Raw genomic sequence first — 26,396 nt, forward strand, 5'->3', positions numbered from 1 at the left:
TTCGCGGACCCCACGAGCCGGGGTCCATCACCCCCACGACTCCGCGGTCCGGGCCGATGTGACAGCCCGGGCCGTGACGGCGGTCACTCGTTCGCGAAGTGGGCCACGACCATGTCCACGAGAGCGGTGACGTCGGCGTCGACCATCGGCTCGCCGGTCATGCCCATCCGGTGCAGCAGGGTGCCGACGACGACGTCGACGAAGAACAGGACCCGGTGTTCCGGCTCGCCGAGCGCGTCCTGCAGCGCGAGCCGGTACGGATCCTGCAGCCGCGAAGACAGCACCACGCGCAGGGCCGGATCGCTGACCGCGTCGCTGAACACGCCCGCGAACGCGTCACCCACACCGGGTTCGGCGATCTTCGCCGCGCCCCACCGGATGACCGAGGCCAGGATTTCCGCCCGGGTCCCGCCCACCAGCGGTGCCGGGCCGAACGCGTCCAGGAGGACGTCCACGACGAGCTCGCCCTTGGACGGCCAGCGCCGGTAGATCGTCGTCTTGGCGATGCCGGCCGCCGCGGCGATGCGCTCGACGGTGGCCCGCGCGTAGCCGAGCTCGTGGACCGTCCGCAGCGTCGCGGCGAACACCGCGGCGTCGACCCCGGCGCGGGGGCGGCCCGGTGGCCGGGCTGGTCCGGAAGGCATGGCGCCACCCTAGCGGTTTTCGCTACCGTAGGTTTCGATACCGCAGGTTTCGAAATTAAGGAGCCGACCATGATCCAGGAAACCCGCCCGCCGGAACCCGACTGGCTCGCGCTGACGACCGGCGAGCTGATCGCCTACCGAGAGGCGGAAAACCGCTTCCGGGCGTCCGCCGCCGCCCGGGCGTTCACCGGGGAACCGGACGACGGCGCCGTGCTCGGGTGGCGGGACCTCGCGCTGCCCGGCCGCGACCTCCCGGTCCGGGTGTACCGGCCCGCGGAGCACGGCGGCGCCGCGCTGCCGCTCGTGGTCCACGTGCACGGCGGCGGGTTCGTGGGCACGGCGGTGCAGAGCGACTGGGTCAACAGCCACCTCGCGGCGCGGTTGCCCGCGGTCGTCGTCTCGGTCGAGCACCGGCTGGTCGCGCCGGACCACCCGCTGCCGGACGCCGTCGACGACGGCTGGGACACGCTGCGGCACCTCCTGGGCGACGCCGCACCGTGGGGCGTCGACCCGGCGCGGGCCGCGGTCTTCGGCGAAAGCTGCGGCGGCTTGATCAGCGCGCTGGCGGCGATCCGGGCCCGTGACGCCGGGGTGTCCCTCCGGGCGCAGGTGCTGGTCAACCCCGTGACCGAGGTGACCGCGGCGATGCTCGACCACGGTTCGGCCGCCGAGCACGCCCATACCTCCACCCTCGGCGTGCCGGTGCTGCGCCTGTTCCGGCAGCTCGCCGTCCCGCCGGGCGCCGACGCCCGCGCGGTGTCGCCGCTGCACGCCGACGACCTGGGCGGGCTGGCCCCGGCACTGGTGGTGGTGCCGACGCACGACCCGCTGGCCGACCACGGCCGCCGCTACGCCGAGCGGCTCGGCGCGGCGGGCACCCCGGTGCGGCTCACCGAACACGCCGGCGCGGGGCACGCGTTCCTCAGCCTGCCGGGCGTGGCGCCGCAGGCCGAGGCCGCGCGGGCGGAGATCCTCGCATTCCTCCGGACCTCCTTCGCCGCATGACCGGGCCCGCGATCGACGGCGAAGCGCTGGACGGTGTCGCGGTCACCTGCCTGTGGACGCTGCGCAACCGCGCCGAGGAGTCGCGGCACCCCGGCTCGGCGTTCGCCGACCCGCGGGCCGAACGCCTCCAGCGCCGGATCGAGTACGACTACGCGCGGTTCGGCAAGCCGGGCCAGCTCCACCCGCTGCGCGCGCTGACCCTGGACTTCGCCCTCCGCGCCTACCTGGACCGGCATCCCGGCGCGACCGTCGTCGCCCTCGGCGAGGGCCTGCAGACGACCTACTGGCGCCTGGGGCGGCCGGCGGTCGACTGGCTGTCGGTGGACCTGCCACCCGTGATCGACCTGCGCCGGCGCCTGCTCCCGCCGGAGCCGCGGATGACGTCGATCCCGGCCTCGGCACTGGACCGCGCCTGGCTGGACGTCCCCGATCCGGCGCGGGGCGTGTTCATCTCCGCCGAGGGGCTGTTCATGTACCTCGAACGCGACGACGTGTTCGCCCTGATCGCCGACTGCGCCGCACGGTTCCCCGGCGGGCAGCTGTTCTTCGACTCGATCCCGCCGTGGCTCAGCAGGCGGACGCTGCCGACCGGGCCGCGGGGGCGCCCCCCGTCTTCCACGCTACCGGACGGCACCGACAATTCCGGGCTGCGGCTGTCCGCCCGCTACACCGTGCCGCCGATGCCGTTCGGCCTGACGGTCTCCGAAGCCGCGCGCCTGCCCGAGCTCGTCCCCGGCGTGGCCGCCGTCGAAGACCTGCAGCCGCCGCCCGGGCGCCGGGCCTGGCGGCCGGGCGTCCTGCGCCGGATCGCGAACCTGCCGGGGCTGCGCGACCTGCGTCCGTCGATCACGCTGGTGAGTTTCGCCGGGGGACGGTGAACCGCGGTGCCGCGCCGGGCAGGCGCGGCACCGCCCCGCGTCCACTGTGGATCAGCGAGCCGGCAGCAGCGGCAGGAGTTCCTGGTGGCGGCCGGGCCGGCGCAGCACGGGCGAGCCGGGCTCGTGCGGGTCCAGGGCACCGGCCCGCAGCTCGGCCAGGAACCGCACGACTTCCTGCGCCGGCGGCAGGATGTCCGCCCCGCCGAGGTAGGCCAGCACGATCATGTCCTCGCCGCACGCCGCCTCGACCGCGACCGCCCAGCCGTGCACCTCGTCCCAGAGCAGCGCCACGTCGCGCTCGGGGAAGCGCCGCAACCGCCAGTCCACCGCCACGTAGGCCGAGACCGGGACGTCGACGTCCACGGTGCACGACTCGAAGCCGAAGCCGAGCGCACGCGCCACTTCGCCCAGATACGCGCGCAGGCCGCGCTGGAACCAGAATTCGAGATCGGTGTCGATCAGGGCGGACACCAGTTTCCTTTCGCCGCATTCGACAAGAACGGCGACGGCCGCCGTGTCATTGTCTTTCACCACCACGGCGGACGCCGCGGTTCGTGCGTCGACCGTACCGACTTCATCGACTTCGGCCCACCGCCGGTTGATCCGGCGGCCAGTGCGTGCAGCGACACGATCATCTGCACGTGCAACAGTCCGATGTGGACGATCAAATCCGCAGGTGACGCCGTTTTCCGGCCATTTCCGGCAAAACCACGCCGCCACCGGGAGGAATGGCGCTTTCCGAAGTTCAGCCGATCGCAGGAATCGGCACGCGGGTGCGTTCCAGATCCGCGAAAAGATCTCCGTGCTCCTCGACGCGCCGCAAAACCTCGCCGGCGGTGAACCGCAGGTGCGTGACGTGCCGGCACGCGCGGACCTCGTCCCACGTGACCGGGGCCGACACGGTCGGCTCGTCGCGCCCGCGCAGCGAGTACGGCGCCACGGTGGTCTTGTACGGGTTGTTCTGGCTCCAGTCGATGAAGACCTTGCCCGGACGCAGGTTCTTCGTCATCCGCGCCACGACGAGGTCGGGCGTCTCCGCGGCGAGCCGCTCGGCCAGTGCTTTCGCGTACCGCGACGGCTCACCGCCGTCCGCGGTCACCACGCCCGCGTACAGCTGCATGCCCTTGGAACCGCTCGTCTTCGCGACCGGCGTGAGGCCGTCCCGCACGAGGACGTCGTGGAGCCGCTCGGCGACCCGGCTGCAGTCGACCACCGTCGCGCCGGGCCCCGGGTCGAGGTCGAACACGAGCCGGTCCGGGGTGCGGCGCTCGTCGCCGGGGCCGACGGTCCACTGGTGGACGTGCAGCTCGAGCGCGGCGAGGTTGGCCGCCCACACGAGCTCGGGCAGGTCGTCGATCATCGGGTAGGCGACGATCTCGGGCTCCTGGCCCCGGCCGCCGACGGCCAGGCACGCGGTGCGGACCCAGTCCGGCGCGTGCCGCGAGACGTCCTTCTCGAAGAACGAGCCACCGCCGACGCCGTCCGGGAAGCGCACGAACGTCACCGCCCGGTCGCGCAGGTGCGGCAGCAGCACGGGCGCGATCCGCGTGTAGTAGTCGAGGACCTCGCCCTTGGTGAAGCCGTGGCGCGGGTAGAGCACCTTCTCGAGGTTCGAGAGCGTCAGCTGCCGCTCGCCGACCTGCACCGTGATCCGGCTCCCCGCCACGGCCCCACGTTACCGCGGCGGGACGTGCCCCGAGACCACTCGTTCGACGAACCGCTCGGCGACCGCCCGCAGCTTCGTGTTCTCCCGCTGCGACTGCTCGACCAGCATGGCGAAGGCATCGTCGGCGCCGACCTGGCGGATGGCCATCAGCATGCCCTTGGCCTGGTCGATGACCGCCCGCGAAGTCAGCGCCGTCCGGAGGTGCTCGGCGGTGTCCCGCGCCCGCAGGTACCGGTGGTAGACGCGCAGGATCGCCTCGACCGCGGCGGTGTAGAGCTCCAGCAGCTGCCCCTCGACCTCCTCGAAGCCGTCGTCCTGCCGCCCGTAGCAGTTGACGGCCCCGGAGAACTCCTCGTCGGCGACCAGCGGCGCGGCGAGGAAACTCCCGAACCCGGCCTCCCGCGCCCCGCGCCCGAACTCGGGCCAGCGCTCGAGCGCGTCGGTGACGGTGGTGCGGACGATCTTGCCGCTCCGCATCGCCTCAAGGCAGGGCCCGTCCCCGATCCGGTACTGGTCACGGTCGAGATCGCCGACGACGGCGCTGGTGGTGGTCGCCGTGTGCGGCGCTTCCCCGGTCACCAGGGTGACGGAAGCCTCGCCGACCCCGGGCACGGCGTGCCGCACCTGCAGGCAGACGTGCTGGAGCAGGATCCGGAAGTCGTCCTCTTCCCGCAGGACCGCGGACAGCGCTTCGAGGGCCCCCGTGACCTCGTCGAACAGGGGCGAAGCCGTCGTGGTGGGGTCGGACCGTTCCATGCCTGCTCCTCCACTCGGCGCGAAGTGACCTCGGGTACCCAGTCCGGGGCGGATCCATGTCCGTGATGCGGAGAAGGACCGGAGCAGGTTTGCCGAACGCGCCGGATAGGTAATCAGCACGCATGTCGTCGGAAGAGGCTGCGCCCGGTGGGCTGCCGCTGGATGATGAGCTGGCCGTCGTCGCCGCCCGGATGTCCGGGCTGCTGCTGTCGCGCGAGACCGTCGATTCGGTGCTGGAACTGATCGTTTCGCTCGCCGGGACCACCATCACCGCCGCCTCCGGGGTCGGGGTCACCCTGATCGACGGCGACGGGGACTTCGTCACCACCAGTGCGTCCGGTCCGCTCGTGCGCGAGGCCGACGCCCTGCAGTACGAGCTCGGTGAAGGCCCCTGCTTGGCCGCGTTGCGGGACTGCTCGCCGCAGCGGATCGACGACGTCGCCGCCGAACGGCGGTGGACCCGGTGGTGTGCCGCGGTGGCCGGGTCGGGGCTGCGGTCGGTCGTCACCGCGCCGATGGTCACCGGGGAGGGCTGCCACGGCGCCATCAAGCTCTACGCCACGGCTCCCGGCGCCTTCGGCCCCTCCGACGAGCACGCGCTGGTCCGGTTCGCCGACCGCGCCGCCGTCCTGGTCGCCAACGCGCGGGCCTACGAGCGGGCCAGCCGGTTCAGCGCGCAGTTCAAGGAAACCCTGCGCGACCGGGACCTGATCACCATGGCGAAAGGCTTCCTGATGGGCCGCGACGGCCTCGACGAGGAAACGGCGTTCGACCGCCTGCTCGCGCTGGCCCGCGCCGACGGTGGCAGTCCGGCCGAGACCGCCGCGCAGCTCGTCGCGCCGCGGGAAAGGTGAGCGGATGCGTTTCGTGCCCGAGGACGAACAACGGCGGCGGATCGCCGCCTGCTTCGCCCGGAGCGAACTCACGCTGGAACAGCTGTGGATGCGGTACTTCGCGCTCGGCGGCAGCCTGAGCCTGATCGAGCTGGACGCCTACCTGAACGGGCTGACCACGCTGCCCCGCGTCGACCGCGACATGCTCGCCCACGCCGTCAACGAGCGGCTCGACGAGGTCGCCGGCCCCGCCCGCGCGCCCTACAGCCACTCGGTCAGCGACGCGAAACCGCTGCACGGCCCGCTGAAGGCCCTGGTGGACCTGCTCGAAGGCGCGCACCGGGCCCCGCCCGAGCGGCTCCCGGCCGTCGTCGCCGAGGCGGGCCGCGCGCTCGACCTGACCATCGGCGTCTACCTCGCCGACTACGACCAGCGGACGCTCGTGCCGCTGCGCCCGGGCAGCGCCGAGCTCGACATCGAAACCACGGTGGGCGGCGACGTGTACCGCCGCGCCGGGACCACCGTCACGCGGGACGGCACCCTGTGGACCATCCTGCTCGACGGCGTCGAACGGCTCGGTGTGCTGGAAATCGTCCCGGACGACGCCGACCCGGAGGACCCGGTGCTGCGGGAGCAGTGCCGGTGGCTGGCGACACTGCTCGGGCACCTGGTCACCGCCACGACCCAGTACGGCGACGGCCTGGACAGCCGGCGCCGCCACCGGCGCCGCGGCTCCCCCGCCGAGCTGCTGTGGCAAAGCCTGCCGCCGCTCACCGCGGCCACCGAAAGCGTGGTCGTCGGCGCGAGCGTCCAGCCGGCGTACGACCTCTGCGGCACGGTGTTCGACTACGCGCTTTCCGAGAACTGCGCGCAGCTGGCGCTGTTCGACGCCGGCATGCGCACGGGCAGCGCGAACATCGCGGTCGTGACCGCGCTTTCCGCCTACCGCGCCGCCCGCCACGGCGGCGCGTCCCTCGGCGAGCAGTTCACCGCGGTGGCCGCCGAGCTGGAAACCCTGTCCGGCGCCCCGGCCGTGACCGGGGCGGTCGTCGAACTGGACCTGGCCACGGGAATCCTGCGGCTGCTCGGCGCGGGCAGTCCGCCACTGCTGGTCGTCCGCGACGGCGAGGCGCTCCCCGCGACGGAATCGCTCGCGACGCGGTTTTCCGTGGCGGGCGGGCCGTTCCACCCCACGCAGGTGCGGCTCGAACCCGGCGACCTGCTGGCGCTGTACTCCCGGGGCGTCGCGGAGACCACGAACGGGGCGGGCGAGCCGTTCGGCCGCGCCCGGATCGCCCGCCACCTCGGCCACGACGCCGCCGAGCTGCCGCCGGAGATCGCCCGCCGGCTCACCCGCGCGGTACTCGTCCACGGCGCCGACGAGCTGCGGCAGGACGCGGGCGTGCTGATCGCCCGGTGGATCTCGCGCTGAACGCGGTCAGCAGGCGCGGTCCTGCACGCCCGCCGCCAGCAGCTCCCGCAGCGCATCCGACAACGAAGCGAACATCGGTACCCCCGCCGCCAACCCCGTGACACGGAACAGGCGCGCCAGCGTCCGGCTGTTCGCCACCACCCCGAAGCACCCGCCGTCGGCTTGGGCGCGCTCCGCGGCGGCCGCCAGGGCGCGGGCGCCCGCCAGGCCGACGAACGCCACCTGGGTCAGGTCCACCACCGTCGTCCCGGGTGGGGCCGCACGCAGCTCGCGGTCGAGGATCGGCAGGGTCAGCGCGTCGATCTCGCCGGCGAAGGTCAGCACGAGGAGACCGGGGCGGTACTCCGTCCGGCGCGCCGTGAGGGGCGCGGACCGGGTGGGGACCGGGAACGTGGGGGACACGGGTTCGGTTGGCCTTCCGCGCCGGCCGGGGCCGGCGACGCAGTGACGTGATCAAGGGCAGGGACGTGATCAAGGACGGGGTCTTGATACCCAAACGCGTGGTTCGGAAACGCCCTTCTTCAGGACGAGACCGCCGTGAAGGCCGACCAGAGCCGCTCCGCGGCGTGGCGGGCGGGCTCGCCCGGGTGGATCTCCGGGGTGCCCGCCGGCTGGGTCGTCGTGTGGCCGCCGAGGTGCTCGACGAGGGCGATGGCCAGCTCGCGGACCTTGACGTTGAACTCCTGGCTGGCGCGGCGCAGCGTCTGCCACGCCTCCTCCGGCGGGCAGCGCCGGACCGCCATGAGCGCGCCCTTCGCCTGCTCGATGGCGGCGCGGGAGGCCAGCAGGTCGAGCATCTGGTCGGGGTCCCCCGCGGTGGCCGTCTCGGCGACCACCAGCGTCATCTCCGTGAGCTTCGCGTACCGCTGCAGGACGGGCAGCGTGGTGGAACCGGGCGGCCGGTCCAGCGTCGCCGAAAGCACGAAAACCCCGTGCTCGTCCCAGAACCCGGGCAGGGCGACGGCGCCGCGGACCGCGGTCCCGCCGGGCACGGACTCGCCGGTCAGGCCGGGCCAGCGCGCGTCGCCGAAGAGCTCGTCCGTCGCGACCGGCTCACCGGTGGCGTCGGCGACCGTGACCGGGCCGCCGTGGCGCAGCTGGGCGGGCACCAGGTACTCGCCGAGGCCGGCGGTGGCCAGCACCTGCAGCGGCCGGCCGCCGTGGCTGACCGTCAGCCCCGCCCCGAGGCACCCGGGCAGCTCGCCGGCGACCCGCTCGAGCAGCGCCTGCAGCAGCTCGGTCAGCGGTCTCCAGCGGTCCGCCGCGTTCATCAGTGATTCGGTCACCGCACCCTCCACCGGTTCTATGGTTCTCTTGATGTACCCCAGAACGCCGCACTCCGCTCGCGGCGGCGGCCCGCATTGTGGGACCGGCCACGCGCAGCCCGCCCGGGTACGGCCATCCGGCGCAGATCGATCACCCGGCTGCACTCAGCAGCGGTCGAGCAGCTCCTGTTCCCGCACCACCGGCAGCGACAGCGTCCGGTAGCCGACGTCGTCGAAGAGGACGGTCAGCTTGTCGTCCTCGATGGTCATCACGACGCCGCGGCCCCACTCGGCGTGCCGGACCACGTTCTCCGCGCGGAACTCCCCCGCCGGCGCCGGTTCTTCGGCCGCGGCACCGGCTTCGCACGTGTCGCAGTGGCCGCACGGCGTCGCGAGTTCCTCGCCGAAGTAGCCGAGCAGGTACCGGCGGCGGCAGCCGGTGGTCTCCGCGTAGGCGCGGATCATCTCCACCCGCGAGCGGGTGAGCTCGGCCGCCCGCTCCGCCGCTTCGAGCGCCCGCCCGACGACGGCGTCGGTGCCCGCGCGGCCGTGGGTGAGCGTGAACCGGCCGTCCGGCCCGGTCAGCACGTCGCCGCCCCGTTCGAGCAGGCCGAGGGCGCGGGTCCGCCGCGCGGACGGACCGGGGACGGCTTCGGCGAGCTGACGGCGGTTCAGCGGGCCGGCCCGCAGGGCGTCGACGACCGCGCGGACTTCCGGTTCCGGCGGCGCGGACCGGGTCAGGAACCGCTGCCGCGCCAGGTCTTCCGGCCGGTAGCAGAGCAGGACCTCGGCGGGCTCGCCGTCCCGGCCCGCGCGGCCGATCTGCTGGTAGTACGTGTCGACCGAGTCCGGCACGGAGGCGTGCACTACGTACCGCACGTGGGGCTGGTCGATGCCCATGCCGAACGCCGAGGTCGCCACCACGACGTCGGTCTCCCCCGCGGCGAACCGCTCGTGGACGGCGTCGCGGTCGGCGGTCTTCATCCCGCCGTGGTAGGCGAAGGCGCGGACACCGCGGTCCGCCAGCGCGGCGGCGTACTCCTCGGCCTCCCGGCGGCTCGCGGTGTAGAGCAGCCCGCTGCCGGGCAGCGCCGCGACCCGGTCCACCACCGCAGCGCGCTTCGCGGCGTCGTCGGTGAAGCGCGCGACCGCCAGGTGCAGGTTCGGCCGGTCGAAGCTCGCGATCACCCGCACCGGGTCCCGCAGCCCCAGCGCGGCGACGATGTCGTCGCGGACCGGTGCGGCCGCGGTGGCGGTCAGGGCGATCACCGGCGGCCGCCCGAGCCGTTCGACGACCGGCGCCAGGCGCAGGTAGTCGGGCCGGAAGTCGTGGCCCCACGCCGAAACGCAGTGCGCCTCGTCCACGACGAACAGCGACGCCCCCGCCTCGGCCAGCCCGGCGACGACCTCGTCCTTCGCCAGCTGTTCCGGCGAGAGGAAGACGTACTCGGCGGTGCCGCGCCGGATCGCGTCCCACACGGCCTCCCGTGCGGCGGCGGACTGCCGCGAGTCGAGCGCGACGGCGTCCGGCACGGCCGCGGCGTCCAGGCCCTCGATCTGGTCGCGCTGCAGGGCCAGCAGGGGCGACACGACCACCGTCGGACCGGGCAGCACCAGCGCGGGCACCTGGTAGATCGCCGACTTCCCGGCCCCGGTGGGCAGCACCGCGAGCACGTCCCGGCCCTCCCGCGCCGCGCTCATCGCGGCGGCCTGCTCGGCGGACAGCTCGGCCCAGCCGAAGCGCTCCGCGGCCAGCCGGCGCAGCTCGGCCACGTTCGGATCGTCGTTCATGGCGGCAGGGCTACCCACGACGGCGCCCGGCAACCACTCGACCCGAACGAGCGGTTTACCCGCCGCGCCGGACCGGGTAGCCAGCCGGTGACCCGAGGAGGCGCCATGACCCACCGGTGGACCCGATGACGTTCAGCGAAGTCGTCGTCGCCGGGCAGATCGCCCGCGACCTGGTGATCGAAGTCCCCGACGCGCCGGACGCGGACTCGTCGGCGCCGGTGCGGCACCGGCAGGAGCTGCTCGGCGGGAAGGGCGCGAACCAGGCCGTGGCGCTGAGCCAGCTCGGGATGTCGGTGTCGCTGGTCGGCGTCGTCGGCCGCGACCGCACCGGGGACGCGCTGCTCGCCCAGGCCCGGGCCGACCGGATCGGCACCTCGCACGTGATCCGCCGGCCGGGCACCGAGACGGCGCTGCTCGTCGACGTCGTCGACGACCAGGGCCGCCGCCGCTACCTGGAGCACGTCCCGGAGGGGACGCTGCTGACCGAGACCGACGTCTTCGCCGCGTCCGCCCCGATTTCGGCCGCCGCCTCGCTGATCGTGCAGCTGCAGCAGCCCGCCCCGGTGGCCCTGCTGGCGGCCCGGCTCGCGCACACGGCGGGCACCCGGGTCGTGCTGGACGGGGCGCCGGAGTCCGACACGCTGACCGCGGACCTGCTCGCCCTCGCCGACGTCGTGCGCGCCGACGGTCACGAAGCCGAGCTCCTCACCGGACAGCCGGTGGACGACGTCGCTTCGGCCGCCCGGGCCGCCGCGGAACTCCGGCGGCGCGGGCCGTCGCTGGCCGTGCTCGAGGTGGCCGGGCAGGGCAACCTCTTCGCCGGCCCGGAGGGCACCTGGTTCGTGCCGCACGTCGAGACCGAGGTCGTCGACCCCACCGGCGCCGGCGACGCGCTCGTGGCCACCCTGACCGCGGCGCTGACCCGCCGCCGCCCGCTGGAGACGGCGGCGAGCCTGGCCGTGGCGGCGGCCGCGGCGACGACCGAGCACGCGGGCGGGCGCCCGCACCTGTCGCGCGCGGAACTGGACCGGCTGCAGCCCCGGCAGCTCGAAACCGTGCGGGCCTGAGCGCTACAGGCCCGGAAGCTTCTGCTCGAGACCGAGCAGGACCGCGAACGGGTCGCCACGCTCGGCCAGCCGGCCCGGGACGTCCCGGATGGTCCACCGGTCCGGCGCGAGCCCCGGCTCGTCCAGCTCGTCCCACTCCAGCGGCACCGAAACCGGCGCGCCGGGCCGCGGACGCACGCTGTAGGGCGCGACGAGGGTCTTGTTGAGCACGTTCTGCGTGTAGTCGAGACGGGCGCGGCCGCGGCGCTTGTCCTTCGTCCAGGCCCAGCTGACCAGGTCGGGCAGCACCCGCCCGATCGTCCTGGACACCGTCTCCGCCCACGCGCGGGTCTGCTCGAACGTGCAGTGCGGCGCGATCGGCACCCACACCTGGATCCCGCGCTGGCCGGTCACCTTGGGCCGGCCGGTGAGGCCGAGGTGCTCCAGGGCGGTGCGGTGCAGCCGCGCCAGCTCCAGCACCTCGTCGAACGTCGTCTCCGGGCCCGGGTCGATGTCGAACAGCACCCACGTCGGGTGGTCGACGTCGGCGGCGCGGGAGGTCCAGGCGTGCAGCTCCAGCGCGCCGTAGTTCGCCAGCCACGCGAGCGTCGCCACGCTGTCGGCGACGACGTACCGCTGGCTCTCCCCCGGCTCGGCGCGTTCGTTGCGCCAGGTGGTCAGCCAGTCCGGGGCGTGCTGCGGGACTTCCTTCTGCCAGAAGCCCGGCTCGGTGACGCCCTGTGGGAACCGGTGCGTGTTGAGCGGGCGGCCGGCCAGGTAGGGCAGCATGGCCGGCCCGGCGGTGACGTAGTAGCGGATGAGGTCCCGCTTGGTGACGGGCTCGCCGCCGCCGGCCGCCGGGAAGAGCACCTTGTCCAGGTTGGTCAGGGCCAGTTCCCGGCCCGCCACCGACCAGCGGCCCTTGGCGCCCAGTGCGTCGAGGGCCGCGAGCTCGGCCTCGGTCGGCGCCTGCCACCCGCCGACGGCTTCTTCCGCTTCCGCGGCGGGCCGGTCGCCGTGCCACAGGGCGTCGGGAGCGGCCGCGACCTCGTCGTTGGTGCGGCCGCTCTTCACCGACCGCGGGTGGTCTTCGGCGTCCCAGCCGGGCTGGGCGTGCTCATCCTGCTTGTGCAGCAGGAACCACTGGTCCTTCTCGCCGCGGCTGGTGCGGACGAGGACGAACCGCCCGGCCAGCTTCTCGCCGTCGAGGTCGAAGTGCAGCGTGCCGGCCTCGATCGCGCGCGCCGGGTCGGCTTCGACCGGCCGCCACACGCCGCGGTCCCAGACGATGACGTCCCCGCCGCCGTAGTCGCCGCGCGGGATGACCCCTTCGAAGTCGGCGTACTCGATCGGGTGATCTTCGACGTGCACGGCCAGCCGGCGGGCCTTCGGGTCCAGCGTGGGCCCCTTGGGCACCGCCCAGCTGACCAGCACGCCGCCGAGCTCGAGGCGGAAGTCGTAGTGCAGCCGGCGCGCCCGGTGCCGCTGCACCACGAACCGGTGGCGGTCCGGGCCGGCCGCCGCACCGCCGGCCGGTTCGGCGGTGCGGGCGAAGTCGCGCATCTCCTGGTAGCGCCGCAGTTTGCGGGCCGGGGCTCCTGCCATGCCGTGGGGGTACCCACTCAGTCCGGAGCCGACCAGGGCGGGTTCTTCCGCGCCAGTTCCTCGTATTCGGCGACCTCCTGCGGGGTCGGGTCCGGGCCGACCTCCTCCGCGAACTCCTCCGGGTCGGTGACTTCGTCGCCGGGCTCGGTCATGCGCCACCTCCCAGCGCGCCGCGGATGAGGTCGCGCGCCCGGTCCATGATCGCCGCGGGCGCGCCCAGCAGCAGGTTGGCCTTCGCGCTCTCGACGCCGGGGTGCGGGCGGGTCGGCCCCACCGCTTCGGCCAGCTTGGCGGTCGCGGCCATCGCCCGCAGCCGCTCCGGCGGGCGGTGCGCCCGCAGCAGCGGGAACTCCTCCCGCTCCTCGTGTTCGGCGTGCGCGAGCACGTCGTCGCGCAGCTGCACCAGCAGCGTGTCGAACCCGTCGGCCTCCGGGCCCAGCTTCTGCAGGGTGGTCAGCAGTTCCTTGGCCCGGTGCTCCTCGCCCAGCCGCGCGTCGACGACGGGCCCCGCCGCCGGTTCGAGGTCGCGGATCTCCGGGTGCACGACCAGTTCCTCCGCCGTCTCGTGCACCGCCAGCAGCCGCACGAGGTCGTGGAACAGCTCCCGGCGCCGGTCGCCGTCCGCGGTCTCCAGCCCGGCGAACAGCTCACGGATTTCGCGGTGCTGGCGCTCCAGCAGCTCGATGACGTCCTCGTCGTGCTCCGCCATGGACAGCCTCCTCCTCGTTCGGTCAGGTGGAGGCAGCGTTCCCCGTCGCCGGCGGGTTACTCGTCGCGGTTCGCGACTGTGAGCCACAGCGCGCCCGCGGCGGCCACGGCCAGACCGGCGGCGGTCCACCACGACCACCAGCCGAAGAAGGCGACGACCAGCCCGACGGCGAGCAGCACACCGCCGCCGACCGAGGCGGTATCGTCGTTCCCGGCCCGCGCGGTGAACGCCATCAGCCCATCCTCCCGTCGACGGCGGCCACGACCAAGGCGGCGCAGCGCGCGACCGTCAAGCCTCGTTCCTTCGCCATCGAAGCCAGGGCGGCGTTGGCGGCCGGGCGGTTCAACCCTTGCGCGGCAAGGACTTCCAGGGCCACGCGGACGACGTCGGTGGCGGGCGGGGTGGCGGTGCGCACGGGCATCGGGAGACCTCCGGCTATTCGGCGGCGAAACGAACGCGACCGGATACCCCGCCGCGCCGGGTTTCACACGCTCCACCGAACCCTTCCGGGCGGGACTCGCGCAACTCTGACGAGCCACACCGCGGTGTCCGGCGGCACGCGGCCGCCGTCGAGGCACGCGAGTATCTACGCTGGGGCCGTGACCGACGCATGGGAATGGGACCCGTCCCTCTATTCGGGCAGCGCGCGGTACTACTCGCGCGGCCGCGCGGCGTACCCCGCGGAGCTCGCCGCGGCCTTCGCCGCCGAACTCGGGCTGGACGGAACGGGACGGCTGCTCGACGTCGGCTGCGGCCCCGGCTCGCTGACGCTGCCGCTGGCCGGATCGTTCGAGGAAGCGGTCGGGCTCGACGCCGACGGCGACATGCTCGCCGAAGCGGCCCGGCTGGCGGCGGAGGCGGGTATCGGGAACTGCCGGTGGGTGCACCGGCGAGCGGAGGAGCTGCCCGCCGGGCTGGGCCGGTTCCGGCTCGTCACCTTCGCGCAGTCGTTCCACTGGTTCGACCGGCCCCGGGTCGCGGCCGCCGTGCGCGAATTGCTGGCGCCGGACGGGATCTGCGCCCACGTGCACGCCTCGACGCTCGAACCCGAGCACCCGGCGATCGCCGAGCTGGTGCGCGAATACCTGGGCCCGGTGCGGCGCGCCGGACGGGGTTCGCTGCCCGAAGGCACGCCCGGCGGCGAGGCCGCGATCTACCGTGCGGCGGGCTTCCACGGCCCGCGGCGGTTCGAGGTGCCGGGCCGGGTCGTGACCCGCACGGTCGACGACGTCGTCGCCGGGGTGTTCTCGCTGTCGAGCTCGGCACCACACCTGTTCGGCGAGCGGCGGGCCGAGTTCGAGGGGGAACTGCGGCGGCGGCTGGCCCCGGCGCGGACGTTCACCGTGTCGCTGCGCAAGGTCGCCGTCGACCTGTGGTTCACCAGGGGTTGTTGAAGTCCTCGTCCTCTTCGACGGCGGTGCGGGGGCGACGGGCGGCCCGCGGCTCGTCCCGCACCGGCCGCGGCGACGGCGCCGGCTCGAAGCCGGCCGGGCCGGGGTACGCCTCCGCGTCGAAGGCGGAGGCGGGCTCGGCGTGCGACCGGTCGGTGCTCCAGCCCGACTTCGTCTTGCGCTGCGCCATTTCGCGGACGTGCTGCACGTACCGCTCGGCCGCCTGGACCTGCTTGGTCATGTACTCCTGGGAGCGGGCCTTGATCTCCTCGCCCTGTTGTTCCCGCAGGGCACGGCGATCGGCCTGTTCGCGGACGAGGCCGTCGAGCTCGGCCTTCATCCCGGCGATGTCGGTCACGGGTCCTCCTACCAGGTCCGGGCGGACGGCGGGTCTTCGTCGTCGTTGAGGGAGCCGATGATCCGCCGGCCCGGTTCACCGAGATTGTCGAAGACGGCGCCCTCGATCCGGTACGCGGCACGGCGTTCGGTGTCGCCACCGCCGCCACCGCCGTGGGCACCGCCCATGGCGCCCATGCCCGGCATCCCGGCCATCGACGAGCCCTGCGCGCCGGGCGCCCCCGCCGCCGACGCGAAGGCGGGCGTGGGCTGCGGTTGCGTCACCCCGGCACCGGTGTGGGCGCCGCCGGACGTCGGCGTCTCCCCCAGCCCGGCGCCGCCCGGGTCGATGCCCCCGCCCGAGAAGCCGGCCCCGCCGTGCCCGCCGCCGTGCCCGCCGCCGATCCCGGCGGCCGACGGGCCACCCCCGCCACCGTGGTGCGAGCCGCCGCCGTCGCCGCCGTGGTGCGCGCCCGGGTCGCCGCCGTCGTGCGGCTTGAGGTCTTCGAGCGTGCCCCGGTGGGTGGGCAGGTCGTCGATCTTCTTCTCGGGGGTGTCGCCGAGCGGGTGCGCGGGCTTGTCGTCGTCGCCGAGGGTGTAGGTCGTCGGGGTGCCCTTGCCGTCGTCGACGGTGACGACGGTCTGGCCGTCCGGGCCGTCGGGCCGCTCGGCGGTGATCCGGAGGTCGCCGTCCTTGATGTGGATCTTGCCGTCCGCGCCGGGGTGGTACGTGCCGTCGTCCGTCCCTTGTGGACCATCGCCGGGCTTGCCGTCGGCGGACCAGTCGAGCTTGTAGTCCTTCGGTTCGCCGGGCCCGTCGCCGACCTTGATGTCCATCTTGCCGTCGTGGTCCGGCTCGGTCATCTCGAAGGTCTTGTCGCCCTGCTTGACCTTGAGGACGTCGGGGTCGTCGTCACCCTTGTGCTCGCCGGGCTTGCCGTCGTCGCCGAGCAGGCTGTCGGGCTTGCCGTCGTGGTCGGCGTCGGTGCCGGTTCCGCCGCCGGGATCGGTCTCGATGCCCGGTCCGCTGAACTCCTTGAGGGCGTCCGCGGCCTTCTTCTTCGCGTCCTCCGCGGCGTGCTCGGCCGCGGCTTTGCCGTCGTCACCGCCACCCGCGCCCGAATCGCCCCCACCCGAGCCGGCGCCGCCGCCCAGGCCGCCGGCACCGTCGCCGGAGTCCGTCTTGATACCCGGCCCGCTGAACTCCTTGAGGGCGTCCGCGGCCTTCTTCTTGGCCGCCTCCGCGGCCTGCTCGGCCGCGGCTTTGCCGTCGTCGCCCCCCGAGCCGGCGCCACCGCCCGCACCGGAGCCGCCGCCCAAGCTGCCGGCACCGTCACCGGAGTCGGTCTGGATGCCCGGCCCGCTGAACTCCTTCAGGGCGTCCGCGGCCTTCTTCTTGGCTGCCTCGGCCGCCGCGGCCGCGGCGTCCTGGCCGGTGTCGGACGGCGGCGCCACGGACGACGGCGTCGTGTCCCCGGAGCCTGCGCCACCCGAACCCGAACCCGAACCGCCGGAGGAACCGAGGCCGGCGCCGGAGTCCGTCTGGATGCCCGGGCCGCTGAACTCCTTCAGCGCGTCCGCGGCCTTCTGCTTCGCGGCCTCGGCCTGCTGCGCCGCCTGCTGCTTGGCCGCCTCGGCCGCGGCCGCCTGGTCGTCCTGGCCGCCGCCGGACGAGCCGGAGCCACCGCCCGTGGAGCCGCCGCCGGCGGAGGCGGACCCGTCCGGGATCGGCGGCACCGAACCGCCGCCGCCCGTCCCCGAGCCACCGCCGGAGCCGCTCGGCAGGTCGGCCCCCGAGCCACCGGCGGACCCCGAGCCACCACCGGACCCCGCGCCGCCGCCCGGCGCACCGGATCCCGAGCTCGTGTCGGGAATCGGCGGCACCGAACCGCCACCGCCACCCGAGCCCGAGCCCGAGCCGCCGCCGGACGCGCCCGAACCCGACCCGCTGCCCGAGCCACCCGGGCCGCCGCCGGAACCCCCGGCCGCGCCCGAACCACCGCCCGTGCCGCCGGTCGATCCGGAACCGCCGGGCATCGAAACGCCCTCGAACTCGTTGCGGATCCCGCCCATGACCTTGTCGAGCGCGTCGTACGCCTGGTCGACCAGGTCCTTCGTGTCCTTGCAGGTCTTGGCGAAGCCCTGGTACAGCCGGTCCCACATGTCGGGGTTGAACTGGTTCTGGATCCACTGCTTGGCCAGGTCCTGGCCGTGCTTCTTGATCTCGTCGCCGTCGCAGCAGCCCTGGTCGTTGAGCGTCTTGACCAGGTTGGTGCCGAAGTTGAGGTCCATCCAGCCCGCGATCTGGGCCAGATCCTGCTCGTTGCCGTGTTCGCCGCTGGCGACCGCGACGACCTTCTGCGCCATCGTGTAGTCGGCCTTGCCGACCAGGTCGGTGTACATCCCGATGACGGCGTCGGCCTTGCCCTTGCACAGCTGGAACACCGTCGTGGCCGTGTTCAGCGTCGCTTCGCTCGCGTTGCCGAGCGTCTGGGACAGCTTCGCCGCCTTCGGCTGGATCTTGTCGTTGTAGGTGTCCGACGCGGCGTCGGCGCCCGCGCCGCTCCAGGTGCGGAACAGGGTGCCCAGCTGCGAGCCGGTGTCCTGCACCGTCTGGTCCACCGTCTGCGAACCGCGCTTGAAGTGCCCGGCGTCGGCGACGAAGTCCGCGAAGCTGATCCCGCGCTGCTCGTCGAACGGCGCCCGGATGTCCTTGTCGAGGTCCAGCGCGCGGGTGTTGCCGCGGCAGTCGGCCGGGATCTTGGCCAGCAGCGAACCGAACGTCTCGAACAGCTTCAGCGCGGGCGCGGCGGCGTCGAAGATCTCGTCCGACGTCTTCGTCCCGCCGGCGTCGGCCCCGTCGTCGGTGACGGCGGGCGGCTTCGTGTCCTCGAGCTTCTTCTTGCCGTCGTCGACAGCCTTCTTTTCCTGGTCCTCGTTGTAGCTGTTCTGGTCACCGCTCGCCTTGGCCTTGTCGTAGGCCTCGTCGACCGACTGGCCGGCGAACAGCGGGTTCGCGTTGTAGGCGTTGGCGTACTTCTCGGCTTCCTGCCGCTTCTGCTTGATCTCGTCCGGTTCCTGGTCGGCCAGGAACGGCGGCGGTGGCGGGTTTTCCCGCAGCCAGCTGCTGATCAGCGCGCTCTTCTGCCCAGCGGGGACGCTCGGGTCGTCCAGGATCGCCTTGACGTCGGACCACTTCTTCTTGTCGGCCATCAGAGCGAGCCCCCGGCGTTCGTGATCGCGCCCGCCTGGTTGCCCTCGTTCGTGCTGTAGCTCGACCCGGCGGTGCCGAGGTTCGTGCCGAACGAGCCGAGGGTGCTGCTGTAGCCGGACACCGCGGCCCACAGCGCCTGCGCGCCCGCGGTGTACTTGGCCGCGTGCGCGCCGTGCGCCCGGCCGAACTTCTCCGCCGTCACCTGCGAGTTCTGCAGGTCCGGGTTGTCGTCGAGCAGGTGCTCCGCCAGGTCACCGATGGTCTTGGCCGCCGTCGACAACGCCTCGGTCGTCGCGGTGTAGCCCCCGCCGCTCATTTCCGCGCCTCTCCTGAAGATCCGTGAGTTCCCATGGCTTCCGCGAGCACGTCGGCCACGGACCCCACGTCGGTGAACCGGTCGAGCCGGTCCAGGTCGATCGTCACGCCGTAATAGATCTCCAGCGCCGCCAGCAGCTTGATCCGCCCCTTCGAGTCGATGCCCAGCTCCTCCAGGGGCGCGTCGGGCTCGACGAGAGCCGGGTCGAGCCGGAAGGTGTCGCAGACGACCTTCGTGACCTCGGCGCGGTGATCACCCACAGTCGTCACCATAACGTGCCTTCGCGGCGGACCGGGCGACTTTGCCGCTCGATGTGCGCGGAAGTCCACCGGAAGGGACCAGACGTACCGCGCGCAGCGTGAGCCCGTGTTCCCGCGACACCGCGCGCAGCACCGCCCGGGTCACCTCGCGGACGTCGGCGTCGGCGCCGCGCGCCCACTCGGCCACCACCACCGCGCCCTCGCCGCCGGAGCCGGTGACGCCGAACGCGGCGACGCGGTCGCGGCGGACCGCGGGGTGGGCCTCCGCGGCCGCCGCCTCGATGTCCTGCGGATGGAAGTTGCGGCCGTCGACGACGATGAGGTCCTTGAGCCGGCCGGTGACGTAGAGGTCGCCGCGGTGCACGACGCCGAGGTCGCCGGTGCGCAGCCAGCCGCCGAGGCCGTCGAGCTCGGCGCCGAACGCGCTCGCGTCGCCGCGGCCCCAGTAGCCGGTGGCGACGTTCGGGCCGTGCACCCAGATCTCGCCGACGACGCCGTCGGGCTGCGCCTGCCCGTCGCGGACGATCCGGACGAGCTGCCCGACCGGGCGGCCGACGGACACGAGCTCCTGCCCGTCCGGGGTCTCCACGGCCCGGCCCTGCGCGAGGACTTCGCGGTCGAACACCGCGCTGCGCGGGCCGTCCTCGCCCGCGCTCGCCACGTACACCGTGGCTTCGGCGAGCCCGTACGACGGCCGCTGCGCCGCGGGCCGGAACCCGCGGGGCCCGAACACCTCCTGGAACCGCTCGATCGTGCGCGGCCGGACGGGTTCGCTGCCGTTGAGCGCGACCCGGACTCCCCTGAGGTCGAGGTCTTCTCCGGTGTCGGCGTCGGCGGCGAGGTCGTAGGCGAAGTTCGGCGCGGCGGTGAACACCGCCGGGTAGTCCGCCAGCTGCCGCAGCCACCGCCCCGGCCGGTGCACGAACTCGGCCGGGGCCATGAACACCGACCGGCCGCCGGCGAAGACGGGCAGGCACAGCAGCTGGATCAGGCCCATGTCGTGGAAGAACGGGATCCAGCCGGCGCAGGTGGTGCCCTCGTCGACGGCGTAGGCGAGGCTGCCCTGCCAGCAGGCCGCGACGATCGCGCGGTGCGGGATCACCGCGCCGGCCGGCTCGCGCGTCGACCCGGACGTGTACTGCAGGTAGGCCGGGCTCTCCGGCGCCACCGGCACCGGATCGGCGCCGGGCCCGGTCAGCTCGTCGGCCACGAGGACGTCATCGTGCGCGGGCAGCCGCTCCGCAGCGGCCGCCGACGTCAGCCACACCCGTGCCCCGGCGTCGGCCAGGACGCCGGTGAGCCGGCCGGCCTGCGCGGGACTCGACGGCGCCATCAGCGGGACGGCGACGAGCCCGGCGGCCAGCGCGCCGAAGAACGCCAGCGGGTAGGCGAGTTCCTGGCCCGCGAGGATCGCGACGCGCTCCCCCGGCTCGGTCACCCGGCGCAGTTCGCCCGCCACCACCCGGACCCGGGCGGCGAACTCCGCCCACGTCCAGGTGTGCTCCGCGTTGCGTGTGTGGTCCTGGTGGGTGAACAACGGCCGATCGTCGTCCGCGCGGGCGAACAGCCGGTCCACGATCGAGGCGCGCAGCACCGCCTCGGGCACGGTCACGGGCGCACAGGGCACGAAGGCAACCTACTGGCACCGCCGGCGCGGCGTGCGCCCCGGCCGGGAAAGCGGTTCACCACCGGGGCGGGCGCGGGTACGGTCGCTGACCATGGCCTCCCCGGAAGCGCTGGTCTCCGCCCTGGCGGACCCGGCCCGACTGCAGTTCTTCGCCCGCGTCTGCGCCGCCCCCGACGGGCTTCCGGCCGACGCGGCCGCGGCCAAGCTCGCGAAGCGGCTCGTCGACGCGGGACTCCTCGCGGTGGACGGCGACCGCTACCGGGCGACGTCCGAGGTGTTCCGCGAAGCCCTCGCCAAGGCACCCGCCGACCCGCTCGACGGGCTCTTCCGCCACGGCAGGCTCATCGCGATCCCGCATTCGGGCAAGCGGCGGCAGCTGCTGCTCGGCTACCTCGCCGAGCGGTTCGAACCGGGCCGGCTCTACACCGAGCAGGACGTCCGCGAGAAGCTCTCGATGGTCCACGACGACCACGCGACGCTCCGCCGCTACCTCGTCGACGAGGGCCTGCTGCAGCGCAGCAACGACGGCGGCGCCTACGGCCGCCCGTCGGAGGCGCGCGTCGCCGGCTGAGTCGCGGGGAGGTCGAACAGCGCCAGGACGCCCGCGTCGGCGAACACGACATTGTGCGCCACCCGGCCCCCGCGCACGGTGAACACCTGCAAGGTGTGCAGCCGGTACACCCCGGCCTCGTCGCGGCAGTACGCGACGAGCGCGGGCTGGCCGTTCGCGCTCGTGCGCGTCATGCGCCAGCCGGGGCCCCGCCTGGCGAACATCAGCTCGAGGAACCGGCCGTAGCCGTCCGGGCCGCGGAACCACAGCGGGACCGGCGGCATCTCCATCACGACGTCCTCGGTCAGCAGCTCGACCAGGCCCGCGACGTCGGCTCGTTCGAACGCCCGGACGTAGGAGTCCAGGACCGCCTCCACCGCGCTGTCGTCCGGTTCGGGCACCTCGTCCGCCGACAGGCCGCCGAGCCCGGCGCGGGCGCGCTGCAGGGCGCTGTTGACCGCCGCGGGTGTGGTGTCCAGGAAGCCCGCCACCTCCGCCGCGCTGAACTCCAGGACGTCCCGCAGGATCAGCACCGCACGCTGCTTCGGCGGCAGCGTCTGCATCGCCGCCAGCAGCGCCAGCCGGAGCGTGCCGCGGCGGGCCAGGCGCAGGCCGGGGTCGTCGAGGCGCGCGTCCGGGAACGGGTGCAGCCAGGGGATTTCGAACGACGGCGTGAGCGGCACGCCCGGGTCGTCGCCGGGGCCGCCGAGCCCGGACGGCAGCGGCCGCCGGGCGCGGCCCTCCAGCGCGGTGAGGCAGGCGTTGGTGGCGATCCGGTAGAGCCAGGTGCGCACCGACGCGCGGGCCGGGTCGTAGCCCGCCCACGCCTTCCAGGCGCGGACCAGCGTCTCCTGCACCAGGTCCTCGGCTTCGTGGACCGAGCCGAGCATGCGGTAGCAGTGCGCGAGCAGCTCGCGCCGGTGCGGCTCGGTGCGCGTCCCGAAGTCCTGCGTCGCGAAGTCGTGCATTGTTCTCCCGTCCAGGCCGGTGGCGGTGGGTATACCGGCGCCACCGCCGGGATTCATCGCGGCCGGGAGAAGATCTTTTACAGGTCGTCGAAGTCCTCGGGCCGCAGGCCGTCGAGCTCGGCGCGGAACCGGGCGACCTCGGCCTCGGTGTCCAGCACGTCCGCGGCCGGCCCTTCGGTCTCCTGCTCGACCTCGAGCTGCACGGACGCGACGTCCAGCACCTCTTCGGCGACGCGGATGGGCGCGCCCTGGCGCAGGCCGAGCGCGACCGCGTCGCTCGGGCGGGCCGACACGCGGGTGCCCGAGGCGAGCACCAGGTCGGCGTAGAAGATGCCGTCCCGCACCTCGGTCAGCTCGACCGCGGCGACACCCTGGCCGAACGCCGCGAGGACGTCGCCGAGCAGCTCGATCGTGCCCGGGCGCGGCTGCGCGATCTGCTCACGCGCCCGCACCAGGGCCTCGGCCTCGCCGTACCCGATCATGATGGCCAGCCAGCGGCGGGCCCCCTCCGGCTCGCGGAGCAGCATCAGGGGCGCCTCGCCGGGCACCGGAACGGCCATCCCCACCACTTCGATCGGGATCACGCTGACCACCGCACCCTCCGTGTCGTGGGAGTCCTCCGCGCGCGTAATACCCACATCGAGGGGTTCGCAACCCCGTCCGGAGCGGCCGGATTTCCCGGTCCGGCTCTTCTCGGCTGCGGACTGCGCGCGCTTTCCTTGCCCGGCACCGGAAGCGCTGTCACCGTCGGGGCGTGGAACCGACGATTTCGCGCAGTGTCACCGTCCCGGCCGCGCCGGGCACGGTGTGGTCGTGGGTCACCGATCTGCCGCGGATGGGCGAGCTGAGCCCGGAGAACGTCGGCGGCCGCTGGCTGGACGGCGCCGGGCCCGCCCTCGGCGCGCGTTTCCGCGGCCGCAACCGCAACGGCGAGCTGCAGTGGTGGACGCGGGTGCGGGTGGTCGCGTTCGAGCCGGGTCGCCGGTTCGCCTTCGACGTGCGCACGCCGCTCGGCTCGCGGGTCTCGCGGTGGGAGTACGTGCTGGCGCCGGCCGCGGACGGCTGCGTCGTCACCGAGAACTGGTACCGGATCGGCAGCTGGGTGGTGCGGAAGTTCATGGGCCCGCGCATCACCGGCCGCGCCGACCGGCCCGGCTACAACGTGCGCTCGATCGAGCACACCCTCGCGGCCCTGAAAGCCCGCGCCGAGGAGCGCGCGGCCGCGTAAGTCTCTTGTTGAAACTCGCTTGGCCAGCTAGGTTGTCTTATCGAACCTAGGAGGACCATGCCCGCCACCGCGCCGAAACCCGGCCTCGTGCTGCTCGTCGTCTCGACGGCCGCGTTCCTCGCGAGCCTGGACACGTTCATCGTCACGATCGCCTTCCCCGGCATCCGGGCCGCGTTCCCCGGCGACGGCCTGGCGACGCTGTCGTGGGTGCTCAACGGCTACACCGTGCTGTTCGCCGCCTGCCTCGCCCCGGCCGGGCGGCTGGCCGACCGGTACGGCCGCAAACGCCTGTTCCTCATCGGCGTCGCGGTGTTCACCCTCGCCTCGGCGGCGTGCGCGGCCGCGCCGTCGATCGGCGTGCTGATCGCGTTCCGCGCGGTGCAGGCGATCGGCGCCGCGCTCGTCATGCCGACGTCACTGGCCCTGCTGCTGACGGCGTTCCCGCCGCACCGGCGCCCGGCGGCGGTCGGTGTCTGGGCTTCGGTGGGGGCGGCCGCCGCGGCCCTCGGCCCGCCGGTCGGCGGCCTGCTCGTCGAAGCGTCCTGGCGCTGGGTGTTCCTGGTGAACCTGCCGATCTGCGCGGTGACGCTGCTGGCCGGGCCGCGCGTGCTGCGCGAGTCGCGGGACACTTCCACCGGCGTTCCGGACGTCCTCGGCGCCGCCGGCCTGCTCGTGGGTGTCGGCGCGCTGGCGTATGCGCTGGTCGAGGCGTCCGACGACGGCTGGGGTGCGCGGCCGGTGCTGCTGGCGTTCGCGGTGGCCGCCGTCGCGCTGGCCTGGGTCCCGTGGCGCTCGGCGCGGCACGCGGTGCCGGTGCTGGACCTGCCGGCGCTGCGCATCCCGACGTTGTGGCTGGCCTGCGTGACCACCGGGCTGTTCGCCGCCGGGTTCGCGGCGATGCTCTTCGGCAACGTGCTGTTCCTGACCTCGATCTGGCACGACTCGGCGCTGCTCGCCGGGCTGTCCCTGGCGCCGGGGCCGCTGGTGGTGGTCCCGGTGTCGATCCTCGGCGGCCGGTTCGTGCACCGCTTCGGCCCCGGCCCGGTGGTCGCCCTCGGCGGCGTCGCGTTCGGAGCGGGGGCGCTGGTGTGGTTGCTGCGCATGGGTTCGGCGCCCGACTACGCGGCGGCGATGCTGCCCGGCCAGCTGCTGACGGGCCTCGGGGTGGGGCTGATCCTGCCGAGCCTGTCGGGCGTGGTCGGCACGGTCCTGCCGGCGGCCCGCTGGGGCGCGGGCTCGTCGATGGTCAACACGACGCGGCAGATCGGCACGGTCCTGGGCACGGCGGTGCTGGTCGCGGTGTTCGCCGGCCCGCCGGACCTGGCGGACTTCCGCCGCGGCTGGCTGGTGGTCCTGGTGACGGCGGTGGCGACCTGCCTGGGCGGCCTGCTGATCGCGGGACGGCGCCGCACGGACCACTACGCCGAACCCCAGGCGGCGTCCAGCACCGCCAGGCCGGCGTCGATGCTGTCCGAGGCGATCGAGCCGTAGCCGAGGACGATGCCCTGCCGCGGAAATCCGCCGCACAGGTCGGAAAGCGTCTGGATCGCCGCCCCGGCCGCACCCGCCCGGGCCACGACCGGGTCCAGGTCGGTGGCGTCGTCTCCGGCCAGGGCGCACAGGTGCAGGCCCGCCGCCGACGGCACCACGCTCAGGCGGCCGGCGAAGACCTTCTCCAGGGCCGTCGTGATGCGCTCGTGGCGTTCCGCGTAGACCTTCGTGGCGCGGCGGAGGTGGCGGGCGAAGAGGCCTTCGTCGACGAACCGGGCCAGCGCGGCCTGCGCGGGCAGGTCGCCGTGCCAGCCCGAGAGCTGGCGCGCGTGGTGAAGCGCGTCCCGCAGCGACGCCGGGGCGATCAGGAAACCCAGGCGCAGCATGGGAAGCAGGGTCTTGGAGAACGAGCCGACGTAGGCCACCCGGCCGTCGCGGTCGAGGCTCTGCAACGGCTCCAGGGGGCGGTCGGAGAACCGGAACTCGCTGTCGTAGTCGTCTTCGACGACGACCGCGCCGGCGCGTCCGGCCCACGCCAGCAACGCCGTGCGCCGGGCGAGGGACATCGGCGTGCCGAGCGGGAATTGGTGCGACGGCGTGACGTACACCAGCTTCGTCCGCGGTGGCAGCGCGGCGACGTCGAGCCCTTCGCCGTCCACCGGCACCCCGACGACTTCGGCGCCGTGCGACGCGAACAGCAGCCTCGCCATCCGGTAGCCCGGCTCCTCCACGGCGACCCGGTCGCCGGGCTCGAGCAGCACGCGGCACAGCAGGTCGAGGGCCTGCTGCGCGCCTTGGGTGACGAGCACGTCGTCGGCGCCGGCGCGCACCGAGCGTGAGACGCCGACGTGCCGGGCGATCGCCGCGCGCAGGCCGGGGTGGCCGCCCGGTCCGGCGTAGTGCGCGAACCCGGCGGTGTCCCGCAGTTCGCGCGCGAGCAGCCGCCGCCACGTCTCGAGCGGGAACAGGGCGGCGTCGGGGATGCCGACGCGGAAGTCGAACACCGGCGCGGGACCGGGTGCGGCGGCCGGAGCGGGCAGGTGCTGCCAGATCGCTTTGGGCTGCGGCCCTGTCCTCGACGGCGCGCTGCGCGGCTTCGGCGAAGGGAATTCCGCGCAGACGTACGTCCCGGCGCCGACGCGGCCGGTGAGGAAGCCGTCGGCGGTGAGGCGGTCGTAGGCGACGGCGACGGTGTTGCGCGAAACGGCCAGGCGCCGCGCCAATTCACGGGTGGGCGGCAGCCGCTCCCCCGCGCGCAGCCTGCCGTCCAGCACGGCGTCCCGCAGCTGCCGGTAGATCCGGACGCTGAGGTCGCCGCGCCCGGCCAGGCTGACGTGGAAGTCCATCGGCCGACCCTACATTGGTCCAATTCAGAGGGTCAGAAT

General features: G+C 74.0%; 29 protein-coding genes. 9 read left to right on the forward strand and 20 right to left on the reverse strand.

Annotation, left to right across the window (positions count from 1 at the left end; translation table 11 throughout):
- Positions 1-83: 83 nt before the first annotated feature.
- Entirely contained in the window at positions 84-644 is a 561-nt protein-coding gene (locus tag AB0M93_RS27605; protein WP_364277888.1) for a TetR/AcrR family transcriptional regulator, read from the reverse strand.
- Positions 645-713: 69 nt separating this feature from the next.
- Here AB0M93_RS27605 and AB0M93_RS27610 point away from each other — a divergent pair, with 69 nt between their 5' ends.
- Together AB0M93_RS27610 and AB0M93_RS27615 are read left to right on the forward strand one after the other, a co-directional pair.
- Positions 714-1,649, forward strand: a complete 936-nt coding sequence (locus AB0M93_RS27610) for an alpha/beta hydrolase (protein WP_364277891.1) — start codon at positions 714-716, stop codon at positions 1,647-1,649.
- A complete protein-coding gene (locus AB0M93_RS27615; RefSeq protein WP_364277894.1) occupies positions 1,646-2,527 on the forward strand; it encodes a class I SAM-dependent methyltransferase in 882 nt (293 codons plus the stop codon). The genes AB0M93_RS27610 and AB0M93_RS27615 overlap by 4 nt, the downstream gene beginning before the upstream one ends.
- 51 nt (positions 2,528-2,578) lie before the next feature.
- Here AB0M93_RS27615 and AB0M93_RS27620 read toward each other — a convergent pair whose 3' ends face one another.
- The 3 genes from AB0M93_RS27620 to AB0M93_RS27630 all read right to left on the reverse strand — a co-directional run bounded on the left by AB0M93_RS27620 (position 2,579) and on the right by AB0M93_RS27630 (position 4,949).
- The gene (locus AB0M93_RS27620; RefSeq protein WP_364277897.1) at positions 2,579-2,998 is read right to left on the reverse strand and encodes a DUF6292 family protein; all 420 of its coding nucleotides are present in this window, start codon (positions 2,996-2,998) and stop codon (positions 2,579-2,581) included.
- A gap of 274 nt (positions 2,999-3,272) precedes the next feature.
- Positions 3,273-4,193 (reverse strand): non-homologous end-joining DNA ligase, encoded by a 921-nt coding sequence (ligD, locus tag AB0M93_RS27625; protein ID WP_364277900.1) that lies wholly within the window; start codon positions 4,191-4,193, stop codon positions 3,273-3,275.
- Positions 4,194-4,202: 9 nt separating this feature from the next.
- Positions 4,203-4,949, reverse strand: a complete 747-nt coding sequence (locus AB0M93_RS27630; protein WP_364277903.1) for a GAF and ANTAR domain-containing protein — start codon at positions 4,947-4,949, stop codon at positions 4,203-4,205.
- A 122-nt stretch (positions 4,950-5,071) separates the two neighbouring features.
- Between AB0M93_RS27630 and AB0M93_RS27635 the strand changes: the two genes are divergently transcribed.
- Both AB0M93_RS27635 and AB0M93_RS27640 read left to right on the forward strand, forming a co-directional pair.
- On the forward strand, positions 5,072-5,803 hold the full coding sequence (locus AB0M93_RS27635; RefSeq protein ID WP_364277905.1) for a GAF and ANTAR domain-containing protein: 732 nt from the start codon (positions 5,072-5,074) through the stop codon (positions 5,801-5,803).
- Positions 5,804-5,807: 4 nt separating this feature from the next.
- Positions 5,808-7,214, forward strand: a complete 1,407-nt coding sequence (locus AB0M93_RS27640; RefSeq protein WP_364277908.1) for a PP2C family protein-serine/threonine phosphatase — start codon at positions 5,808-5,810, stop codon at positions 7,212-7,214.
- Between the two features lie 6 nt (positions 7,215-7,220).
- Here the strand turns inward: AB0M93_RS27640 and AB0M93_RS27645 are convergent, their stop codons facing one another.
- The 3 genes from AB0M93_RS27645 to AB0M93_RS27655 form a co-directional block, all read right to left on the reverse strand.
- Complete coding sequence (locus AB0M93_RS27645; RefSeq protein ID WP_364277911.1) at positions 7,221-7,616, reverse strand: STAS domain-containing protein; 396 nt, start codon at positions 7,614-7,616, stop codon at positions 7,221-7,223.
- Between the two features lie 119 nt (positions 7,617-7,735).
- A complete protein-coding gene (locus tag AB0M93_RS27650) occupies positions 7,736-8,500 on the reverse strand; it encodes an ANTAR domain-containing protein (protein ID WP_364277914.1) in 765 nt (254 codons plus the stop codon).
- A gap of 144 nt (positions 8,501-8,644) precedes the next feature.
- A complete protein-coding gene (locus tag AB0M93_RS27655) occupies positions 8,645-10,270 on the reverse strand; it encodes a RecQ family ATP-dependent DNA helicase (RefSeq protein WP_364277917.1) in 1,626 nt (541 codons plus the stop codon).
- 125 nt (positions 10,271-10,395) lie between these two features.
- On the opposite strand from AB0M93_RS27655, the gene AB0M93_RS27660 reads away from it, so the two are divergent.
- A complete protein-coding gene (locus AB0M93_RS27660; protein ID WP_364277920.1) occupies positions 10,396-11,337 on the forward strand; it encodes a PfkB family carbohydrate kinase in 942 nt (313 codons plus the stop codon).
- Positions 11,338-11,340: 3 nt separating this feature from the next.
- Here the strand turns inward: AB0M93_RS27660 and ligD (AB0M93_RS27665) are convergent, their stop codons facing one another.
- From ligD (AB0M93_RS27665) to AB0M93_RS27685, 5 genes are read right to left on the reverse strand one after another with little or no spacing between them, the layout of a single operon-like run.
- Positions 11,341-12,921, reverse strand: a complete 1,581-nt coding sequence (gene ligD, locus AB0M93_RS27665; protein WP_364277923.1) for a non-homologous end-joining DNA ligase — start codon at positions 12,919-12,921, stop codon at positions 11,341-11,343.
- 17 nt (positions 12,922-12,938) lie between these two features.
- Positions 12,939-13,073 (reverse strand): hypothetical protein, encoded by a 135-nt coding sequence (locus tag AB0M93_RS27670; RefSeq protein ID WP_364277926.1) that lies wholly within the window; start codon positions 13,071-13,073, stop codon positions 12,939-12,941.
- Positions 13,070-13,630: a hemerythrin domain-containing protein gene (locus tag AB0M93_RS27675; protein WP_364277929.1), complete on the reverse strand. Its 561-nt coding sequence runs from the start codon at positions 13,628-13,630 to the stop codon at positions 13,070-13,072. The genes AB0M93_RS27670 and AB0M93_RS27675 overlap by 4 nt, the downstream gene beginning before the upstream one ends.
- Positions 13,631-13,686: 56 nt before the next feature.
- The gene (locus AB0M93_RS27680) at positions 13,687-13,863 is read right to left on the reverse strand and encodes a hypothetical protein (protein WP_364277932.1); all 177 of its coding nucleotides are present in this window, start codon (positions 13,861-13,863) and stop codon (positions 13,687-13,689) included.
- Entirely contained in the window at positions 13,863-14,051 is a 189-nt protein-coding gene (locus AB0M93_RS27685; protein ID WP_364277935.1) for a hypothetical protein, read from the reverse strand. Before AB0M93_RS27685 ends, AB0M93_RS27680 begins: the two co-directional genes overlap by 1 nt.
- 178 nt (positions 14,052-14,229) lie before the next feature.
- On the opposite strand from AB0M93_RS27685, the gene AB0M93_RS27690 reads away from it, so the two are divergent.
- Positions 14,230-15,024, forward strand: coding sequence for a class I SAM-dependent methyltransferase (locus tag AB0M93_RS27690; protein ID WP_364277938.1), 795 nt, complete (start codon positions 14,230-14,232; stop codon positions 15,022-15,024).
- Here the strand turns inward: AB0M93_RS27690 and AB0M93_RS27695 are convergent.
- The 5 genes from AB0M93_RS27695 to AB0M93_RS27715 are packed head-to-tail and all read right to left on the reverse strand — an operon-like array spanning position 15,008 to position 20,774.
- Positions 15,008-15,379: a hypothetical protein gene (locus AB0M93_RS27695; protein WP_364277941.1), complete on the reverse strand. Its 372-nt coding sequence runs from the start codon at positions 15,377-15,379 to the stop codon at positions 15,008-15,010. The two genes, AB0M93_RS27690 and AB0M93_RS27695, sit on opposite strands and share 17 nt — an antisense overlap.
- Positions 15,380-15,387: 8 nt before the next feature.
- Positions 15,388-18,570 carry a WXG100 family type VII secretion target gene (locus AB0M93_RS27700; protein WP_364277944.1) on the reverse strand — a complete coding sequence of 1,061 codons (3,183 nt, stop codon included), beginning with the start codon at positions 18,568-18,570 and terminating at the stop codon, positions 15,388-15,390.
- The gene (locus AB0M93_RS27705; protein ID WP_364277947.1) at positions 18,570-18,887 is read right to left on the reverse strand and encodes a hypothetical protein; all 318 of its coding nucleotides are present in this window, start codon (positions 18,885-18,887) and stop codon (positions 18,570-18,572) included. The genes AB0M93_RS27700 and AB0M93_RS27705 overlap by 1 nt, the downstream gene beginning before the upstream one ends.
- Complete coding sequence (locus tag AB0M93_RS27710) at positions 18,884-19,147, reverse strand: acyl carrier protein (protein WP_364277950.1); 264 nt, start codon at positions 19,145-19,147, stop codon at positions 18,884-18,886. The genes AB0M93_RS27705 and AB0M93_RS27710 overlap by 4 nt, the downstream gene beginning before the upstream one ends.
- Positions 19,140-20,774, reverse strand: coding sequence for a fatty acyl-AMP ligase (locus AB0M93_RS27715; RefSeq protein ID WP_364277953.1), 1,635 nt, complete (start codon positions 20,772-20,774; stop codon positions 19,140-19,142). The genes AB0M93_RS27710 and AB0M93_RS27715 overlap by 8 nt, the downstream gene beginning before the upstream one ends.
- A 91-nt stretch (positions 20,775-20,865) precedes the next feature.
- Here AB0M93_RS27715 and AB0M93_RS27720 point away from each other — a divergent pair, with 91 nt between their 5' ends.
- The gene (locus tag AB0M93_RS27720; protein WP_364277956.1) at positions 20,866-21,345 is read left to right on the forward strand and encodes a DUF2087 domain-containing protein; all 480 of its coding nucleotides are present in this window, start codon (positions 20,866-20,868) and stop codon (positions 21,343-21,345) included.
- Here AB0M93_RS27720 and AB0M93_RS27725 read toward each other — a convergent pair.
- Together AB0M93_RS27725 and AB0M93_RS27730 are read right to left on the reverse strand one after the other, a co-directional pair.
- The gene (locus AB0M93_RS27725) at positions 21,309-22,292 is read right to left on the reverse strand and encodes a sigma-70 family RNA polymerase sigma factor (protein ID WP_364277959.1); all 984 of its coding nucleotides are present in this window, start codon (positions 22,290-22,292) and stop codon (positions 21,309-21,311) included. The two genes, AB0M93_RS27720 and AB0M93_RS27725, sit on opposite strands and share 37 nt — an antisense overlap.
- A gap of 77 nt (positions 22,293-22,369) precedes the next feature.
- Entirely contained in the window at positions 22,370-22,885 is a 516-nt protein-coding gene (locus AB0M93_RS27730) for a bifunctional nuclease family protein (protein ID WP_354816713.1), read from the reverse strand.
- A 161-nt stretch (positions 22,886-23,046) separates the two neighbouring features.
- Here AB0M93_RS27730 and AB0M93_RS27735 point away from each other — a divergent pair, with 161 nt between their 5' ends.
- Together AB0M93_RS27735 and AB0M93_RS27740 are read left to right on the forward strand one after the other, a co-directional pair.
- Complete coding sequence (locus AB0M93_RS27735; RefSeq protein WP_364277963.1) at positions 23,047-23,520, forward strand: SRPBCC family protein; 474 nt, start codon at positions 23,047-23,049, stop codon at positions 23,518-23,520.
- Positions 23,521-23,577: 57 nt separating this feature from the next.
- Positions 23,578-25,011: an MFS transporter gene (locus tag AB0M93_RS27740; protein WP_364277966.1), complete on the forward strand. Its 1,434-nt coding sequence runs from the start codon at positions 23,578-23,580 to the stop codon at positions 25,009-25,011.
- Here the strand turns inward: AB0M93_RS27740 and AB0M93_RS27745 are convergent.
- Positions 24,939-26,357, reverse strand: a complete 1,419-nt coding sequence (locus AB0M93_RS27745; protein ID WP_364277969.1) for a PLP-dependent aminotransferase family protein — start codon at positions 26,355-26,357, stop codon at positions 24,939-24,941. The genes AB0M93_RS27740 and AB0M93_RS27745 overlap by 73 nt on opposite strands.
- Positions 26,358-26,396: the final 39 nt, after the last annotated feature.

The organism is Amycolatopsis sp. NPDC051102 (assembly GCF_040682815.1).
Classification (GTDB): Bacteria; Actinomycetota; Actinomycetes; order Mycobacteriales; family Pseudonocardiaceae; genus Amycolatopsis.

What these genes read in the sequence shown, in the direction of transcription:
- AB0M93_RS27610 (WP_364277891.1), top strand. Translation starts at nt 714, where the DNA reads ATGATCCAGGAAACCCGCCCGCCGGAACCCGACTGGCTCGCGCTGACG.
- AB0M93_RS27700 (WP_364277944.1), bottom strand. Translation starts at nt 18,570, where the DNA reads ATGGCCGACAAGAAGAAGTGGTCCGACGTCAAGGCGATCCTGGACGAC.
- AB0M93_RS27615 (WP_364277894.1), top strand. Translation starts at nt 1,646, where the DNA reads ATGACCGGGCCCGCGATCGACGGCGAAGCGCTGGACGGTGTCGCGGTC.
- AB0M93_RS27655 (WP_364277917.1), bottom strand. Translation starts at nt 10,270, where the DNA reads ATGAACGACGATCCGAACGTGGCCGAGCTGCGCCGGCTGGCCGCGGAG.
- AB0M93_RS27720 (WP_364277956.1), top strand. Translation starts at nt 20,866, where the DNA reads ATGGCCTCCCCGGAAGCGCTGGTCTCCGCCCTGGCGGACCCGGCCCGA.
- AB0M93_RS27705 (WP_364277947.1), bottom strand. Translation starts at nt 18,887, where the DNA reads ATGAGCGGCGGGGGCTACACCGCGACGACCGAGGCGTTGTCGACGGCG.
- AB0M93_RS27640 (WP_364277908.1), top strand. Translation starts at nt 5,808, where the DNA reads ATGCGTTTCGTGCCCGAGGACGAACAACGGCGGCGGATCGCCGCCTGC.
- AB0M93_RS27605 (WP_364277888.1), bottom strand. Translation starts at nt 644, where the DNA reads ATGCCTTCCGGACCAGCCCGGCCACCGGGCCGCCCCCGCGCCGGGGTC.
- AB0M93_RS27675 (WP_364277929.1), bottom strand. Translation starts at nt 13,630, where the DNA reads ATGGCGGAGCACGACGAGGACGTCATCGAGCTGCTGGAGCGCCAGCAC.
- AB0M93_RS27630 (WP_364277903.1), bottom strand. Translation starts at nt 4,949, where the DNA reads ATGGAACGGTCCGACCCCACCACGACGGCTTCGCCCCTGTTCGACGAG.
- AB0M93_RS27745 (WP_364277969.1), bottom strand. Translation starts at nt 26,357, where the DNA reads ATGGACTTCCACGTCAGCCTGGCCGGGCGCGGCGACCTCAGCGTCCGG.
- AB0M93_RS27660 (WP_364277920.1), top strand. Translation starts at nt 10,396, where the DNA reads ATGACGTTCAGCGAAGTCGTCGTCGCCGGGCAGATCGCCCGCGACCTG.
- AB0M93_RS27670 (WP_364277926.1), bottom strand. Translation starts at nt 13,073, where the DNA reads ATGACCGAGCCCGGCGACGAAGTCACCGACCCGGAGGAGTTCGCGGAG.
- AB0M93_RS27725 (WP_364277959.1), bottom strand. Translation starts at nt 22,292, where the DNA reads ATGCACGACTTCGCGACGCAGGACTTCGGGACGCGCACCGAGCCGCAC.
- AB0M93_RS27685 (WP_364277935.1), bottom strand. Translation starts at nt 14,051, where the DNA reads ATGCCCGTGCGCACCGCCACCCCGCCCGCCACCGACGTCGTCCGCGTG.
- AB0M93_RS27740 (WP_364277966.1), top strand. Translation starts at nt 23,578, where the DNA reads ATGCCCGCCACCGCGCCGAAACCCGGCCTCGTGCTGCTCGTCGTCTCG.
- AB0M93_RS27635 (WP_364277905.1), top strand. Translation starts at nt 5,072, where the DNA reads ATGTCGTCGGAAGAGGCTGCGCCCGGTGGGCTGCCGCTGGATGATGAG.
- ligD (WP_364277923.1), bottom strand. Translation starts at nt 12,921, where the DNA reads ATGGCAGGAGCCCCGGCCCGCAAACTGCGGCGCTACCAGGAGATGCGC.
- AB0M93_RS27680 (WP_364277932.1), bottom strand. Translation starts at nt 13,863, where the DNA reads ATGGCGTTCACCGCGCGGGCCGGGAACGACGATACCGCCTCGGTCGGC.